This window comes from Haloferax sulfurifontis, assembly GCF_014635105.1.
Taxonomy (GTDB): Archaea; Halobacteriota; Halobacteria; order Halobacteriales; family Haloferacaceae; genus Haloferax; species Haloferax denitrificans.
On record NZ_BMCI01000005.1, the window covers coordinates 47,014 to 64,139 of the forward strand.

A 17,126-nucleotide genomic window follows, 5' to 3' on the forward strand; every position below is an offset into this window, starting at 1 on the left:
CGCACTATTCACATCAGTTCCGTCCCATGGCCCTCCGTCGGGGGCGCTGTCCTCCCAGGTTGAACTGCTCATTCGGATGGAGGTTTTCTTTACAACCCTGAACCTCGTGTTACTGGTGGCACTCGCAGTCATCTACGTGCAGCTTTATCGCGACCTTCCGAACAAGTACACAGCAAGCCTGCTTGTGCTAAGCCTCGCGCTGCTCCTATACGCGGGTACGTCAAATCCAGTAGTACACAACGTCTTCGGCTTCCGCCCTCGCCCAAATATCGGCGCCTTCGTGTTTCTCCCGGACTTCTTCATCGGACTTGCCATCCTAGTTCTTCTCTATCAGAGCCAGACCTGAGTTCGCATCAATTTTTCAGAAGTTTGAGGTGGATTTCATAGACTGATTTCGTTAACCGATTAGACGGACTCTTTAGCCTCTCCAGCTATCTCCTGATGTGGGTGTGACGCGTGAGTCACGCCGGACTGTCTTCCGTCGAATTGCTCGCCAACCGACTATCAAGTGGCCAGTCTATACTTCAAGCCCGCTGTATGACCGCGCTTCACTTGCCGGATTAGAGTCAGATATTCGCGCCGTCGCAGGAGCTTGGTTCGATCACGTCCACCACGAGTCAGTTGAGAAGTTCGTTTGCTCACTTCCGCTAGCGTATTTTCAGTTCAACGTACACGACCGCTACGTGGGACCAACTCGCTACGAGATTGACACACTATTTCGGTTATTCGTTCTGAAGGAACTCCACGGGTGGGAGCACGAGACCGCATTCTGCGAGTACCTCGAAAGCCATCTCGAACTCTGTGAATGTCTTGGGCTAGGTGCCGTTCCCGACCAATCGACACTCTGGCGCAGTTGGCACACGCGCTTCACCGATGCCCTTCGCGAGACGGTCCAGAAGGCGGCTCGCACCATTCTCATCAAAGCGCGCAACGCGGACGTCACTGTCCCCCGCGAACCGGAGCGACCTCTCCCGCATCGTGGCAATGGCGCGGACGAACCGGTTCCAGATTATCAAGTCATTCTGGATAACGCCGAGACGATTACCGAGCACGTCACTCGGGTCGTCTTCCCCGCGTTCTCGCTCAATCGTGGTGACAGATGTGAGATCCACGAAAACGCCTACTGGGACTTACAGACCTACCTCGGGCTTCGTGAGAACCTGGCCGCCAACGAAGGCGCCCGTAGCTTCATCTACGAGTCAACGCGGGAGCGAACACCACTCGGACACGCTCATCGCGACCACATCCGCGACCTTTCGATACCGGAGGTTCGAGAGATGTATCGACAGGCAATCCGACAACTCATTGATGAGGTCGCAGAGACGGAAGAGTTCTTTCGGGCAGGGATCGTCGCCATCGATATCACCGAAGCCGATCCGTTCACTGGAGACCGTACAGGTCACGAAGACGAGATCATCGGTACGAAAGAACAGTCCGACGAGTATGCGTTCCAGTGGGCGACGGTCCAGTTGATGGGGAATGCCGTTCCAATCGTCCTCGATGCTCGCCCCGTGCGGAAAGGCGAGTCACGAAAAGAGATCGTCGAGGACTTGCTGGAGTCGGCTGAAGAGCTCGTCCACGTCGATAACGTGCTGATGGATCGAGAGTTCGATAGCCAGCACGTCCTGGAGATGATCAGTCAGCGCGGGCTCTCGTATGTCGTTCCAAAGCGAATGCAGACCAGCGAGAAAGCGCAGGCCAAGCGATTGCTCCAGAGTGATCAGGACCGATACGAGACCGATCGGAAGCTCCACCTCGGGAAGAACGAGTGGCACGAGACGACGCTGATCTACCGGCGGAAAGAGGACTCCGAGCATGACGATCACCGGCAGTATTCGGTGTTCATGACGAATCGGGGGAGCGGGCACCTCACGGAGTACGGCTACAGGTGGGAGATTGAGAGTGGGTACAGGTCGATCAAACGGTTCATGGCGGCGACAACGTCGAAGAATTTTGGGCTGCGATTCTTCTACTTCGCGTTTGCGTGTCTGCTGTACTCTATCTGGCGCGCTGTCGATCTCCTCGTCCAAGCCGAATTGACTGGCGAGTATGAGCACTCACCGGTGATTACAGCGGACAACACGCTGACGCTGCTGAAGAAGGAAACTGGAATCGGGTAGAGACACTCTGTCTGGGTTAGCGCGCCGTCTGAGTGGCTACACTATTGGACGTCTGAAAAATCTGCCCATACGGTTGAAGGTTTGACAAGAATGGCCGCTTGGAGAGTGATCTGGAGCAGTTTCCGCTGACCGAATCGGTCAAATTCGCGCATCACAGGCCCGCTAAACCCACTGTAGTCTCAACTTCCACGTGTCGTCTTCCACGGAGGTTCGGAGCCTGAAGAACCGCGGTCGATTCGCGGGTCATCAGCCGTACCATTACGATACTACAGTTGTAATTATTGTGCGGCTCAATCGTGGTACCTCTCGAACAGTAGTCGCTGAGTGGTTGACTCTGAGCAGATTCGAAATAGCCGGACTACTCGAGGAACAGTACGTATTATCATTCGTCACTCTCAGTAGGAACCTCTGCCGAAGAGCGGCACCTCACTCGGATAGCGACACTGCCTCCCCGTCGATAGCTTCGATAAATCCGAAATCGGTCGACCGGAGATGGGCCAGTCCAACTGTGCGTGGGCGTGTGGTGCGGCTAGTGTCTATCTCTTCCAGTCAGCCTGCGATACGGGCTACACGGCGAGGAAACTCGCGTATCACCATCGCGCGCTTCGGACCTGCACCGTGTCCTCAGGCGGTGGACGGAAATTCGGGTTCACCTACTCGGTTTCGGTATTTCTGAACTCCGGTAATCGAGACCGCTCATCTCCGGGGGACGTACAAACCGTCATTCGCGCCGAAGAGAACCAGCGCAGTTCAGAAGAACATCAAGAACACGCCGATTTGTATCGGAACGAGGAGTAAGAGCGTTGCCACGGCGATTGCGCTCGACATCCGCGTCAGTTCGACGCTGTCGACGGCGCCCATCCCGAGAATCGCCACGAGAACCGCCGACTGGTACGGGAAGAAGTAGGTGTTGAGCGCCACGGCCTCCATCATCGCGATAGGCACCAACGGGACGCCGACAGTACTCGAAAACGAAACGAGAATCGGCGTGAGAACGCTGGCAACGGCGAGCCCTTCCATCACCAGCGTGAGCAGTTGTGAGATGACGACGACAAACACGAGCATGAGCGGGAGAGACACGTCGGTAGGAAGCTGTGAGAGGAGCGTTTCGGCGGCCAGATTGGTGAACCCGGTCTGTTGGAGACCGGCCGCGATTGCGAAGATTGCTCCGAAAAAGAACAGGATCGAGAAATCCGCCTCTCCGACGGCATCGGGGTCGACGACGCCGATTTTCGGAGCAAACGCCAACAGCGCGACTACGAGCGCACCGAAAAGCGGGTGCAGTCCGTGTGCGAAGTCCGTCACCCAGATAGCCACGCCGACGAGGAGGAAGACGAGCATCCGCGCCTGTTCGGCCGTCACGTTCACGCCCACGCTCTCGGAGCGCTTCGGAGCGTCGAGCGCGTCGGCGTCGCGCGGACGGTAGAGCAGATAGGTGACACCGATGACCACCAGAACGCGACCGAGACCCATCACCGGGGCGAGCCAGCGAAGCCACTCCGTCCACGAGATGGACAGCCCGGCGGCCGATTCGACGAGGCCGGTCACGATGATGTTCGCGAGAGACCCGGTCAGGACCCCCGAAGAACCGTAAAACGTCGCGAATAGCGGCCCGAGAAAGAGTCCTATCTTCGCCCGACGCTCCGTGAAGAGGTCTCCGAGCGAAAGCAGTATCGGGCCGAGGATGAGCACCCGAACGAGCGAAGAGGGAATCAGAACGGCCAGCGCGAGGCTGGCGAGACAGGAGGTGACCAGAAGATATCGAAACGCTGTGGTGGCGTCGGACGACGCGGCGTCCGACATCCGAGTGCGTGCGAGTTCTTCGACCAACCCGGCGAGCCCGCTCTGACGGGAGGCCTCACCGACGAGGATGCCGACGGCGACCAGCCACGTCGCCGGTGAGCGAAACCCCGAAAGCGCGAGCGCCGGTGAGAACGCGACGCCGATGAGTCCGATGCCGACGAGCGCGGTGAACCACGGCTCGACCGGGGACCGGACCCACAGCATGATACAAAAGACGGTGATTGCGAGCATCGTACTCGCGTCTCTCGCGAGCGGGGCGAACTGAAAGACTGCCACGGCGGCGAGCGCCCCGAAGAGCGGTGACAGCCACGTGGGGTCGACGCCGGAGACGCCGACGGCCGACCAACGCGAGTTATCCGACATTGTGTGTCGGTAGACAGAGCCGACATCAATGATTCTATCGGGAGTGTTTCGCGGTCGCCGGCCGACCCGGTCGGCTCCCCATAGACTTATTGCGAAACTGTCCCAACGACGTGGTATGGCACGGCAAGAGCCAAAAGACCTCTTAGAGATGAGTGCTGGGACGCGAAGTATCCTCGAGGAACACGACCTCCGTCCGCTGTGGGAAGTCGAAGACGACATGGGTCACGTCCTCGACGACCCCGAGTCGGACGTCTGGAAGTGGGAAGACGTCCAGACCGCTATCGACGCCATCGAGGACGATGTTCCGATTGCCGACCTCCCGCCGGGGTTCCAGCGGCGCGTCGCCGTTCCAATCAACACGGCGAACGCCATCTCGAACACCATCTACGTCGGGATTCAAACGGTTTCGCCGGGTGAGACGGCACCTGCGCACCGACACGGGGCGAACGCGCTTCGATTCACTATCGACGGGCACGAGGACATGAAGACGGTGGTCGCGGGCGAGGAGTTCCCGATGAAGGACAACGACCTCATCACGACGCCGCAGTGGGAGTGGCACGACCACGTCAACGACGGCGACGAGACGGCGGCATGGCTCGACGTACTTGACCTCCCGCTCGTCCTCGATTCGCTCAACGCCAAAAACACCTTCGAGTATCACGAACTGGACCGCCAGCCGGTCACGAAGACGCCGGGGTACTGGGAGTCACAGTACGGGCGTGCTCGTGACTACGACGAGACGAAGCGAGACGGCATCCCCGGTCCGTTCGAGGGTAAATTCGAGGCGACGCCGCCCTACCGGTTCGGGTGGGACGACACCCTGGAAGCGCTCCGCCAGCGCGCCGACAACGACACCCCAGACCCGCACGACGGCTACAGTCTCTCGTACGTCAACCCGGCGTCGGGAGAGCCGCCGCTGTTCCCGACGATGTCGTTCCGCGCGCAGTTGCTCCAAGCGGAGACCGACCCGCACTTCCACAACGCGACCGAGGTGTACTTCGTCATCGAGGGTGAAGGCGCGACGCACGTCGGCGACGAGGCGCTGGAGTGGAGTCAGTGGGATGTGTTCGTCGTCGCCCCGGACGAGATTCACCACCACGAGCCTGACGGGGACGCCATCCTCCTCGGGATGACCGACCGTCCCGTGTTCGAGGCGTTCAACCTCTACGCCGAGGCGGCACCACAGTAATAGGGGCTTTCGGCGAGCGTTCAAGCACTACGGACGACAGCTGTACTGCTGAGCGATATTTCATACGTTGTTTTACTGCAGGTGGTAGGCTTATGTACTCCGCGCCACGAGAACGTGTATGGCGGAGTTCGAGAACCTCTACGCGCAGGCAAACCCATTTGTCCGAGCGCACTTCGACTGCCTGAACTGTGGCGGAAAACTGTGGGAGTACGCCATTCAAGACCGGATGGTGTGCGAGGACTGCCGCGAACTGTTCGACTCCTCAGAGATATTTGACGAGTCCATTGCCCATGAGTAACCGTCTAGACCAACGCGGCACGTCTGCCGATCACACCGACGAACGGCCGGACTACGACCACGCGTCGAACGACGTCAAGCGGCCGGCGCTCGTCTCCGACCTCCGAGAGCGAGTCGATGGCGACGTTCGGTTCGACACGTACACGCGGCAGTTGTATGCGACCGACGCGAGTGCGTACGAAGAGACGCCCATCGGCGTCGTATTCCCGACGTCGACCGAGGACACCGCCGCCGTCGTCTCTTACTGCTCCGGACGGGGAATCCCGGTCCTCCCCCGTGGTGCTGGAACGAGTCTGGCCGGACAGGCGGTCAACGAGGCCGTCGTCCTCGACTTCACCCGGCACATGGACACCATCGTGTCGGTCGATGCGGATGCCCGGCGCGCGCAGGTGCAATCCGGCGTCGTCCTCGCGGAACTCAACGAGGCGCTGTCCTCGCACGAACTGAAGTTCGCACCTGACCCCGCGGCCGGCGACAGGAGCGTCATCGGCGGTGCCATCGGCAACAACTCGACCGGCGCGCACTCGCTCGAGTACGGGAAGACCGACGCGTACGTCGAGGAGTGTGAGGTCGTCTTGGCCGACGGAACGGTCGCAACGCTCGGCGACACGGACCTCGATGAACTCCGAGAGCGCGCCGACAGCGACGGCACGCTTCTCCAACGCGTGTACGCCGAAGTCGTTCGCGTCGTCGACGACGAAGCCGACGAGGTCAGAGCGCGGTTCCCCGAGTTGAAACGCAACGTGTCCGGGTACAACCTCGACGCTCTCGTGGAAGAAGCCGAGGCGGGGACGGTCAACCTCGCGCGCCTCATGGCGGGGAGCGAAGGGACGTTAGCGGTCGTCACCGAAGCCACGGTCGCCTTAGAGCCGGTCCCCGAGACGAAGGCGGTCTCACTGCTGTTCTACGAGAGCGTGCTCGACGCCGTGACCGACGTGCAGTACGTCCTCGAACACGACCCCGCGGCCGTCGAACTCATCGACGACGTCCTCATCGGGTTGGCGCGGGGAACCGCCGATTTCGAGGAGATTGCCGCGCTCGTCCCGGACGACGCACAGGCGGGACTGCTCGTGGAGTTTTACGCCGAGGACGAGGCTCACGGACGGGCGCTGACCGCGGGGCTCCTCGCCGACCGCGTCTCCGAGGGAGCGGGGCACGCAGAACAGCTGGAGGACCGCCCCGACACCGAACAGCCGTTCTCGTTCGCCGGGGTGGAAGCGCACAGCGAGGCCGACAGAGAACAGTTCTGGAAGCTTCGGAAAGCCGGCCTCCCCATCCTGCTCTCTCGGACATCCGACGAGAAACACATCAGTTTCATCGAGGATTGTGCGATTCCACCGGAGCACCTCCCCGAGTTCGTCGAACGTTTCCAAACGTTGCTCGAAGCCAAGGACCGCGACGTCGACGCGGCATTTTACGCTCACGCCGGTCCGGGCGTCTTGCACGTCCGCCCGCTCGTGAACACGAAAGCCGCGGCGGACCGGCGGGACATGGTCGAGATTGCCGACGCTGTGACCGACTTCGTGGTCGAACTCGGCGGGAGCGTCTCCGGCGAACACGGGGACGGTCGCGCGCGGACGCAATGGAACCGCAAACTGTACGGCGACCATCTGTGGAATGCCTTCCGTGACCTGAAGACCGCGTTCGACCCCGACTGGTTGCTCAACCCCGGCAACGTCTGTGGCGACCACGATATGACCGAGCATCTCCGATACGACGGCGAGTACACCTACGACGCCGGATTCGAGCCATCGCTCAACTGGGAGAACGAAAACGGCATGCAGGGGATGGTCGAACTCTGCCACGGCTGTGGTGGGTGTCGTGGTGGCCAAGACACGTCCGGGGGCGTGATGTGTCCGACGTACCGCGCCGCCGACGAAGAGATTACGACGACGCGGGGGCGCGCGAATCTCCTTCGGCAGGCGATGAGTGGGGACCTGCCCGACGACCCGACGGACGACGAGTTCGCCGAGGAGGTGCTCGACCTCTGTATCGGCTGTAAGGGATGTGCCCGCGACTGTCCGAGCGAAGTCGACATGGCGAAACTGAAGACCGAGGTCATCCACGCGCGTCACCAAGAACACGGGTCGAGCCTCCGCGACAAGCTCTTTGCGAACTTCGACGCGCTGGCTCCCCTCGGGAGCGCGCTCGCCCCGCTTTCGAATCTCGCACAGTCCGTTCCGGGAGCGCGAACGCTCGCGGAGAAGACCCTCGGAATCGCGCGCGAGCAGGCGCTCCCGGAGTTCCAGCGTGAGACGGTCCACGATTGGTTCGAGAGCCGCGGTGGTGCGCACGTCGCCGAAGGCGACGCCGAGCGGAAGGTGGTCTTCTTCGTGGACAGCTACACGAACTACAGCCACACGGAAGTCGGAAAGGCAACGGTTCGCGTTCTCGAGGCCGCCGGCGTCCACGTCAGGGTAGCCGAGCGAACCGATAGCGGTCGCCCGGCGCTCTCGAAGGGATTCGTCGAGAAGTCGCGCGACGCGGTCGAAAGCAACGTCGCGGAACTCGCACCGTACGTCAGAGACGGCTGGGACGTCGTCCTCGCCGAGCCGTCCGACGCGGTGATGTTCCAGTCTGACGCGCTCGACTTATGCGACGGCCCCGCCGTCGAATCCCTCGCGGCGAACGCCTACGGAGTTTGCGAATACCTCGACGCCTTCCGGCTCGGCGAGAACGTCGACTGGGGGCCGACGACTGAATCGGTCGCCTACCACGGTCACTGCCACCAGAAGGCGGTGAAGAAAGACCACCACGCCGTCGGTGTCCTCCGGCGCGCCGGCTACGAGGTCGACCCGTTGGATTCGGGCTGTTGCGGAATGGCCGGGAGCTTCGGCTACGAGGCCGAGCATTACTCACTCAGCAAGTCGATCGGTGAAATCTTGTTCGAGCAGATCGAGGCGAGTGAGGCGACTGCCGTCACGGCCCCCGGAACGTCCTGCCGGACGCAACTCAGCGACGACCGTATCGATGCGGTCGCCGCCGAAAGCTCGCTGTCCGGGACGACGCTCGACCGCGAGGAACCGCCGACCCCGATTGAACTGCTCGATTACTGCCTCGCCGAGTAACGGCGCGCGGGCCGGGTGGCGGATTCGGACGGCCCGCCGCCCGTTGTTGACGTCGTCGCGACCTGCTCTGCGCAGATTTTCTCGAACAGCATGTTTTATAACTACACTGGGTAAAGACGGTAGTATGCGATTCGTCAGATTCGACCAGGGGCACCTGGGACTGTTGACTAACGACGGCATCGTCGACCTCACCGACCGCCTCGGACTCGGAACCGATGACCCGCTCGTCGAGTACATCAACGGCGACTACGATGCCAGCGAATACGTCGACGCCGAACCGGACTACGATGGACGCGAAGTCGAGATCAAGTCGCCGGTAAAGCGCCCCGGCAAGGTCATCGCGGCACCCCTGAACTACGAGAACCACATCGAGGAAGCCATCGCGGACAAGGACATCACCACCGACGAGTGGTTCTCAATCGAGGACAAGGGGTACTTCCTCAAAGCGCCGTCGAGCGTCGTCGGGCCGGACCACGGCATCGAACTGCCGTTCGACGACCGTCGCGTCGACCACGAAATCGAACTCGCGTTCGTGATGGGCGAGGACACCAAGGACGTCGATTCCGACGAGGCCTGGGACAACATCTTCGGGTACACCATCCTGCTCGACATCTCGGTTCGCGGCGACCAGGACCGGTCGAACCGGAAGTCCTACGACACGTTCACCGTTGTCGGCCCAAACGTCGTCACCGCGGACGAGATTGACGACCCGCAGGACCTGGACATGCAACTCGATCTCAACGGGGAGACGCGCCAGGACGCGAACACCAACGACATGGTCTACACCTGTGCGGACATCGTTCAGTACGCGAGTATCGGCGCGACGCTCGAAGCCGGCGACATCGTCACGACGGGAACGCCAGAAGGCGTGAGCGAACTCAACGACGGCGATATCGTCGAGGCCGAGATTGAGCGTATCGGGTCGATGACCGTCGACGTCACGCAACGGGACCTATCTTTCGCCGACGTGAACGTCCAGAAAGGCGGCCGGTAACGTCGCAGTACGGAGCGCCACGTTCTTTTTTGCGTCCGACGAGCGTCGCGAGACGTAGCGAAGCGTATCCGAGAGCACGAATACGGGCCAATACCGACAGGCGTACTCACCACTCTCGGGGTGACGTGAGTCTCAAGACGCTCTCGGGCTTCGAGAGCCGGCACAAAGAACTATGTCATAAGATACCATTCGTATGGTCGTGCGAGTGGCGGAAAGCGATTGCGAGCCAATCGCTCGACGTCACTCGACAGCGAAACCATGACAACGATTCTACTTGCAGTCGACACGGATGTCGAACGGGCGAAAAAACAAGCGAAAACCATAACCGGTCTCCCGCTCCAGAGCGAGGACACTCACCTCTCCGTGTTGCACGTCTTCCGTACGGACGACGACGGAGCCGACGCGAGGAATCTCAAGTCGGTCACGGCGGCCCTCGATGACCTCGAGGCGGCAGGGTTTGCGGTCGAAGTCGAACAGTCGAGCGGGGATGCGGTTCAAAGCATCCTCGAGATGTCAGAGCGTATCGACGCCGACATCATCAGTCTCGCCGGTCGGAAGCGGTCACCCGCTGGGAAAGCACTCTTCGGGAGCGTGTCACAGGACGTGCTCCTGAAGTCGGAGCGACCGGTCCTCATTGAGACGACCGATTGAGACGGGAGAAACCTCTGCACGATTTTTCACCGCGATTCGAGCGCGCCGACTATCAAGCGCCGGTCGGGCTATATCAGGCCGAGCGTGTCCGCCGCATGCGTCAGCGCCGCGGCAATCGGAACGAGGAGCGCGGTACGCATGACCAAGAGGAGAAAGAGGTCGCGAAAGCGCATCGGCACGTCGTCGAACATATCGACCATCATCGGTGCCGGTGCAGAAAAGAAGATGGCCTGCGCACTCGTGACGATGAGGACGAACACCTGCGTGACTAAGTCCGCCTCGACGACGAACGTGCTTCCGATGAAGAACTCCGCTCCGCCGAGGATGATACCGATAGTGGCCAGTTTCGGGTCCGGAATCCCGAACAGAGACAGTAGCGGAACGAACGGTTCGGCAATATATTGGAACGCCGGCGTGTAAGCCTCAAGCAGGAGCACGACCATCGACATCGTCAACACGGACCCGACGACCGTACCGGCAAGCTTCAGCCCATCGATGAAGCCAGTAAACGACGCGCGGGGTATCGAGTCGCCGTTCGCCGCCGTCGAGACGCCCTCGTTGAACGCGAACCGTAGATACTCCCCGACGGTTCCAGTAAACCGAGGCTCTGGGTCGGGCTCTGCGATGTACTCGTTCGGTACCATCGAGAGCGGTGGAATCCGGACGAGGATGGCCGCGACGACGAGGGTCGCAACGGTGTAGAGGAGCACGATGACCGGAAAGATGTGAAGCAGGCCGAGAATGGCCGCAACCGCGCCGACGGTCCCTAAGTTCGCCGTCGCGAAGCAGGTGCAGATGACGAACACCTCGCGCTTGTTGTATCCGCCCCGGTCGAAGACGTTCCGAGTGAGGTAGTAGCCGATACTGAACGACCCGAGCCACGATGCCGCGCTATCGAGCGCTGACTGCCCGGGGAGTTTGAACGCCGGCCGCATGACTGGCTGTGCCAGCGTACCGATGAACTGGAGTCCTCCGAGCTCCGCGAGCAGATTGACGAAGACGGCGCCGATCGGTATCACGAGCGCGACCGTGATGACGAGTGCGCCCCAGGCGATGTTGACAATGGGGTCCGCAAGCATCCACGCCGGTCCGACGTCGAACAGAATCGCGAACGCGAAGAAGACTGCCGCGAGCCTGAACAGTACGAACACGGACGCTGTACGCCAGTACTCCAACTCCAGCCGGTCGACCGTTCGCTGGCTAAACGTCGGCGTGCCACGATAGTGGACTTCGGCGACAGTCGTCAGCACACCCCCCACGATGATGATGCCGAGTGCGAACAGTTCGACGGCGGCTATCGATGCGTTCTGGATGAGCGTCAAGATGACGTCGAGCGGAATCGTCGTCTGTCCGTTCCACTGTACGGGAAACAGGAAGACGAACCCTCCAGTCAGAAACGCGACAACGAACCGGAGTATCGGTCTCCAGCCGTTTCGACTGAAGTCTACATCGGAAATCGACTTCTCCTCGGCCCTCACCGATGCGTCGGATACGTGGTCCTCGCTCTCCCATGCTTGGCTACCGAGCATAACTCGTGAGAGTTCTCCGTCCGTGATAAACCTACCTGAGAAAATAATTATAACCTATTTCAATAGCAGTCCACGTTCAGGCGTGATGCGCCTGCCCAGTTACGGTTCGTCCACAATAGCGGGTCCCATTCGTCGATTCGACTCGTTCGCGGTCCACCGTACAGTTCTCTATTGCTTCGGCGGTCACCGGCATCGCGAGTCACTCGCCCGCGCGGTCCGACTTGGGAGCCAACAAATATTTGCGAATACACACAACTTATTTATGCGAGAGTATCACATTTGTTCATCATGGGTTCGCCAATTAGCCGAATAGATGCTCAAGCAGAGGTGCCCGACCAAGCGTTCGATGACCGAGTCATCGATCTCGACTTCCACGTTAACCCGCTGGAGGACGAGCTGTTATCGTACGTGGAAGACGACGTCGTCAGAGACAAGCTGACGACTGAGTTCGGTCCGACACCGATTATGGGCAAGTGGGACGCCGCCTACGGCATCAAAGAAGGCAACGAGGGTCTGTTCACGCAGGGACGCGCGGAGTACGCCGAAGACGTCCACGAGGCCTGCGAGAAGTTCGCCATCGACGACCCAATCGTCAATGCGGGCATCAACAACCTCCCACTTCAGCACCATCCGGTCCTGAAGAACGGGCTCGTGCAGGCGGGCAACGATTACATGCTCGACAACTTCGCGGACGAGGGTGTCTACACCTCGATGCTCGTCCCGAAGTGGGACACCGAATACGCGGTTGAAGAAATCGAGCGCGTCGCGTCGGAAGACAACATCGTCGCCGCGTACTCGTGGTTCGATCCAAAGACGCCGTGGGGTAGTGAACAGTTCGAGCCGGTGTTCGAAGCACTCGTCGAACACGACCTTCCACTACTCCTGCACGGGTCGCTCGCGTACTGGCCACAGCACTCCTACGTCGGCGACGAGATGCTGACGTGGACCGAAGTCCTCGGCTTCGACTGGCCCGTCCACACGATGGTGAACATCGTCAACATGATTATGCGAGGCGTGTTCGACCGGTATCCCGACCTCGATGTCGTGTTTCAGGAGGGCGGCCACTGGTGGCTCCCGTTCCTGCGCTACCGGATGGACGAGTTCTACGAGATGCACCCCGACGACGTCAGAATCACTCCCCGGAAGCACGAAGACGGCGAGGAGTACCTTGACCGGCGCCCGAGCGAATACCTCCGCGACAACATCTACGTGACGACCCAACCGCTCGCGCTTCCGCGAGGGTCCGGACAAGCGAGGAATCTACTGGAGCTGAGTATGGCGGCGGACACGTTCATCTACTCGAGCGACTGGCCGCACCAGACGCTCGACCCGCCGACGTGGTTCTACACGTCCCGCGCGTTCGACGAGGAGCTTCGCGACGCGGTCTTACACAAGAACGCCGAAGACATCCTCGGTATCTAACCAGCCATGAGCACAGATTCACAGGTCAAAGACGACTACGTCAAGGTCGCATCGGTCGAGGACATCCCCCGTGGCCGCGGGATTGCGGTGAACGCTAACGGAATCGAGATCGCGATCTTCAACGTCAAGGGCGAGTTTCACGCCCTGTCTAACCGCTGTCCACACCAAAACGCGCCGCTGTACAAGGCCGGTGAGGAGAAGATTAACGCGGAGCATACGTGGACGGAGTCCCGGGGCGGGGTCAACGAAGAGGAGCTCAGCGTGAGTTGTCCGTGGCATCTCTGGGAACTGGATATCGAGTCCGGTGAGCATGAGGTTTCAGGGAAGTGTATCGGTACGTTTGACGCGGAGGCCGTCGACGGCGACGTCTACGTCCGAATCTGAGCAACTCCGCACGGTTCGGTAACCGAGCGTGCCTCGTTTTCGTCGGTCCGAAGGGACGCAACTCCGCGTTTGCTAAACCGATTAGCCTCGGTTCGATATCCTCGAACTCGATTTCGCCGGAGCGTCGGCTCCGACTCTATCCGCAGAGGCCGTCGTCCCGCCGAAGCCGGTCTTGACAGGTCGGACAGCGACTTCGATAGAGTCGAGGTCGACGCGTCATCCGGCGGTGTGATTTACAGAACTAAGAGTGTAATTTTCTCGACGGAGTCACGAAACCGGAGTCGGTCACGGACCGGAAACCGTACGATAGTCCGGCGTGAGACTGTTGTCTCCGCGACGGAAGGTGTGGCATCACAGAACAAGTCTTATGTTATGATTAGCCATTTTATACACTATGGCACACACCGACTCGCCGAACCGGCCCATCAAAACGGCAGTTCGAGTGTTCGATTTGGTCCAGACCGTCCAGCAGTTGGAATCTGCGACGTTCACCGAGATTGCGTCGAACGTCGAGATGGCAGAGAGTACGTTGCACGACTATCTGACGACTCTCACGCATCTCGGTTACTTCGTGAACGAAGATGGGCAGTACAGTCTCTCACTTCGATTCCTGGACCACGGTATCGCCGCGCGGGACACGTTTTCGATATATTCGAAGTCGAGAGAGACCCTCAAACAGTTGGCCGAAGAAAGCGGTGCGGCCGTATGGCTGACGGTCGAACAGAGCGGGAAAGCGGTATACCTCGCACAGGAGTTGGGAGAGAACTCGATTGAGACCCACGAACGGCTGGGGAAACACGAGTTCATGAACTGCCTGGCGTCCGGAAAGGTGATGCTCGCCTTCTCGTCGGACGAACACGTTGCGGACGTTGTCGAGACGCACGGTCTCCCGCAGAAGACGCCCGAGTCGATTACGTCGATGGACGAACTCCAGAACGAACTCGCCGAAATCCGAGAACGTGGCTACGCGCTCAACCACAACGAAACCGCACAGGGCGTTTCCGCAGTCGCCGCACCCATCGTCGCCGAAGACCACGTACGAGGTGCAGTCGCCATCGCGGCGCCGCACGCACGCGTCGAGAACAGCGAGTACCGTCAGCGGCTCATCGAACTCGTCAGTACCGGGTCGAACGAAATCGAACTCCGGTTAGCCTACGAGTAGGCGACTGTCTTGTTGGGCCACAGACGCCGCCCTGCGACAGAATCCCCCAAACGGTGCGACTTATCTGTCCGTCCCCCTCGACTGAGACGCACCGGATGGCCGACGTTCCGTATCAGACAACGCACGTCTCACGGTGAACGCTCCGGGGCCGGTAATCGCGAGCGCGAGCGCGACTAAACACAGCGTAAGCGTCAGTTCGACACCGCCGCTCGCCGCTGGATATCCGTTTGGGAGATGATACAGCACTGTCGCAACGAGCATATCGATTGCGATTAACGCGCTCGTGACTCGAACGGTCAGTCCAGCCAACAGGAGGGCTCCACCAACGAGCTCGAGGAGGCCGACTCCCCATGCCGCAACGGTCGGAAGCGGGACCCCGAGGCTAGCTAAGAAACCTGCGAAACCCGAGATTCCCATCGGTTTCGGGCCGATTGCGAGGACCTTTCCGACGCCAGAGATTAATATGGGTACTCCCAAGGCGAGCCGAACGACTAGCAGACTCCAATGGGTTGTGGTCTCCGTTGGGGAGTTTGCCGTTGATTGCGACGTCATTCCGCTAGCTCCGGTTGGCCGCCCGTCGTCCGGGCAGTCTGGCCCGTGATTCCATCGTTCGAAAGGAGGTGGATGACTCCACCGACAATTGCTTCCGGGGCCGTCCACTCTGAAACGTCTGCATCGGGCATCGCTTCGCGGTTGTCCGGTACGTCGATGAGGAAGGGTGCGACTGCATTGACTCGTGCTTCGAGTTCGGTATCGAGCGACTCGGTCAGCGTGCGGACTGCACTCTTGCCGACGTCGTACGCGAGCGTTCCGCCGACGGGGTCGATAGCACGGTCGGAGCTAAACAGAACAACGCCGCTCTGGGCGGTGAGCTGGTCGGCGAAGGCCTTGACGGTCAGGAATGCCGTCGTGGCATGGCGGTTTAGTGCGGCCTGGAGCGCGTCGATATCGGTGTCTTCGATGCCTCCCATCGAGAAACCGCCGGCGAGGCCGACGACGTGGTCGACCGTTCCATGCTCGCCGAGCACCGTCTCAGCGAAGGCTTCGACTGCTGTTTGGTCAGTCAGATCGACCTGGTAGTACGACACAGCGTCGGCGTGCTTTGTGCGCGTCTCGACGTCCTCTCTCGCTGTTTCATCGAAGTACGTCCCGACGACATCGACACCGAGGTCAGCGAGACGGTCCGTCACGCAGGGCCCCATGTACCGGTTGGCCCGGTTACAAGCACCGTCGAGTTTTGTAGTTTCATTACAGTACCTGGTTTGTCTCCAAACCCATCTATGTTCGTGGCGATAATACGATAACCAAGTAATGGTGACCAAACCACCCTCAGAAGAAACCGACGAACCGACGGAGGTCGAACGACGGAACGCGGACGTCTGCAACGTCGTCGGTTCGATCGAGATGATAGGGTCGAAATGGAAGCTCATCGTTCTCAACGACTTACGTGAGGGTGAAAAGCGATTCAACGAACTCAAGCGCTCGACAGGCGCGAGTTCCTACACGCTCTCGCGTGTTCTTGGTGATCTGGAGGAAGCGGGGTTCATCGAGAACCGCAAAGAGTTCGAGGCACCGGTCGCGAGCTACTACACCCTGAGCGAGAAGGGAGACGCGCTCTGTCCCGTGTTCGAGTCGCTCGATGCGTGGGGTGACGACTGGCTCTGAGAGCCTCCCGTCGAACAGTATGGCGCGCATGGGGGGAACCGTACTCAGTACGTTCCGGGAGCTCGGTGGAATCTCGAAGCCTCGCGAGCGAGTATATAGCTGTGGTCGCTGTCAACGAGGCTGGATATTCAGATAGTACCGGCCATAAGTCGAACCAACTATCTCACGAGATAGTCCACCGGACTGTTCGATGTGATCGTCGACTGATTTTCGGATTGAATTCAATCGACATAGAACCAACTGTAATCGTGATTCCGTCTATCTGAAGAAGCAACTATTTCTGACACTCCGAACGAGTACTATGATCCCGTCCACAATTAAAATTGTAGAAAGTACACAAGGAATGGTGGCGAAGTACTAGACTGGTATTAACTTTGTCGACCGTGTAATTCCGGTCGGGTAGCGACGCTACCGACTTCTTGACGTCACGTACCCCCGGACCGGTACTCTCGCCGTTCAACTGCTAAAACTGTCTGCAC

Annotated in this window: 15 protein-coding genes; 11 read left to right on the forward strand and 4 right to left on the reverse strand. The window is 60.1% G+C overall.

The window, feature by feature from the left end:
- Positions 1–76: 76 nt before the first annotated feature.
- Positions 77–346: a DUF8036 family membrane protein gene (locus tag IEV64_RS13845; protein WP_007344095.1), complete on the forward strand. Its 270-nt coding sequence runs from the start codon at positions 77–79 to the stop codon at positions 344–346.
- Between the two features lie 97 nt (positions 347–443).
- The gene (locus tag IEV64_RS13850; protein ID WP_188424138.1) at positions 444–2,120 is read left to right on the forward strand and encodes a transposase; all 1,677 of its coding nucleotides are present in this window, start codon (positions 444–446) and stop codon (positions 2,118–2,120) included.
- A 750-nt stretch (positions 2,121–2,870) separates the two neighbouring features.
- Here IEV64_RS13850 and IEV64_RS13855 read toward each other — a convergent pair.
- A complete protein-coding gene (locus IEV64_RS13855) occupies positions 2,871–4,286 on the reverse strand; it encodes an SLC13 family permease (protein WP_188424139.1) in 1,416 nt (471 codons plus the stop codon).
- A 115-nt stretch (positions 4,287–4,401) separates the two neighbouring features.
- Here IEV64_RS13855 and IEV64_RS13860 point away from each other — a divergent pair, with 115 nt between their 5' ends.
- The 5 genes from IEV64_RS13860 (at position 4,402) to IEV64_RS13880 (ending at position 10,485) form a co-directional block, all read left to right on the forward strand.
- Positions 4,402–5,475 (forward strand): cupin domain-containing protein, encoded by a 1,074-nt coding sequence (locus IEV64_RS13860; protein WP_188424140.1) that lies wholly within the window; start codon positions 4,402–4,404, stop codon positions 5,473–5,475.
- A 118-nt stretch (positions 5,476–5,593) separates the two neighbouring features.
- Entirely contained in the window at positions 5,594–5,773 is a 180-nt protein-coding gene (locus IEV64_RS13865; protein ID WP_188424141.1) for a hypothetical protein, read from the forward strand.
- Positions 5,766–8,840, forward strand: coding sequence for an FAD-binding and (Fe-S)-binding domain-containing protein (locus IEV64_RS13870; protein WP_188424142.1), 3,075 nt, complete (start codon positions 5,766–5,768; stop codon positions 8,838–8,840). Before IEV64_RS13865 ends, IEV64_RS13870 begins: the two co-directional genes overlap by 8 nt.
- A gap of 124 nt (positions 8,841–8,964) precedes the next feature.
- Entirely contained in the window at positions 8,965–9,834 is an 870-nt protein-coding gene (locus IEV64_RS13875) for a fumarylacetoacetate hydrolase family protein (protein ID WP_188424143.1), read from the forward strand.
- Between the two features lie 258 nt (positions 9,835–10,092).
- Positions 10,093–10,485 carry a universal stress protein gene (locus IEV64_RS13880; protein ID WP_007274070.1) on the forward strand — a complete coding sequence of 131 codons (393 nt, stop codon included), beginning with the start codon at positions 10,093–10,095 and terminating at the stop codon, positions 10,483–10,485.
- A 68-nt stretch (positions 10,486–10,553) separates the two neighbouring features.
- On the opposite strand, the gene IEV64_RS13885 is transcribed toward IEV64_RS13880, so the two are convergent.
- On the reverse strand, positions 10,554–12,014 hold the full coding sequence (locus IEV64_RS13885; RefSeq protein WP_188424144.1) for a YjiH family protein: 1,461 nt from the start codon (positions 12,012–12,014) through the stop codon (positions 10,554–10,556).
- Between the two features lie 288 nt (positions 12,015–12,302).
- On the opposite strand from IEV64_RS13885, the gene IEV64_RS13890 reads away from it, so the two are divergent.
- The 3 genes from IEV64_RS13890 to IEV64_RS13900 all read left to right on the forward strand — a co-directional run bounded on the left by IEV64_RS13890 (position 12,303) and on the right by IEV64_RS13900 (position 14,982).
- Positions 12,303–13,436 (forward strand): amidohydrolase family protein, encoded by a 1,134-nt coding sequence (locus IEV64_RS13890; RefSeq protein ID WP_049920445.1) that lies wholly within the window; start codon positions 12,303–12,305, stop codon positions 13,434–13,436.
- 6 nt (positions 13,437–13,442) lie between these two features.
- Entirely contained in the window at positions 13,443–13,820 is a 378-nt protein-coding gene (locus IEV64_RS13895) for a Rieske (2Fe-2S) protein (RefSeq protein ID WP_007274067.1), read from the forward strand.
- Between the two features lie 394 nt (positions 13,821–14,214).
- Positions 14,215–14,982, forward strand: coding sequence for an IclR family transcriptional regulator (locus IEV64_RS13900; RefSeq protein ID WP_188424145.1), 768 nt, complete (start codon positions 14,215–14,217; stop codon positions 14,980–14,982).
- A gap of 60 nt (positions 14,983–15,042) precedes the next feature.
- Here the strand turns inward: IEV64_RS13900 and IEV64_RS13905 are convergent, their stop codons facing one another.
- Complete coding sequence (locus tag IEV64_RS13905) at positions 15,043–15,534, reverse strand: DoxX family protein (RefSeq protein ID WP_188424146.1); 492 nt, start codon at positions 15,532–15,534, stop codon at positions 15,043–15,045.
- Positions 15,531–16,172 (reverse strand): SDR family NAD(P)-dependent oxidoreductase, encoded by a 642-nt coding sequence (locus tag IEV64_RS13910; RefSeq protein ID WP_229722637.1) that lies wholly within the window; start codon positions 16,170–16,172, stop codon positions 15,531–15,533. The genes IEV64_RS13905 and IEV64_RS13910 overlap by 4 nt, the downstream gene beginning before the upstream one ends.
- A 121-nt stretch (positions 16,173–16,293) precedes the next feature.
- On the opposite strand from IEV64_RS13910, the gene IEV64_RS13915 reads away from it, so the two are divergent.
- Entirely contained in the window at positions 16,294–16,647 is a 354-nt protein-coding gene (locus IEV64_RS13915) for a winged helix-turn-helix transcriptional regulator (protein ID WP_188424148.1), read from the forward strand.
- The last annotated feature ends 479 nt before the right edge of the window (positions 16,648–17,126 follow it).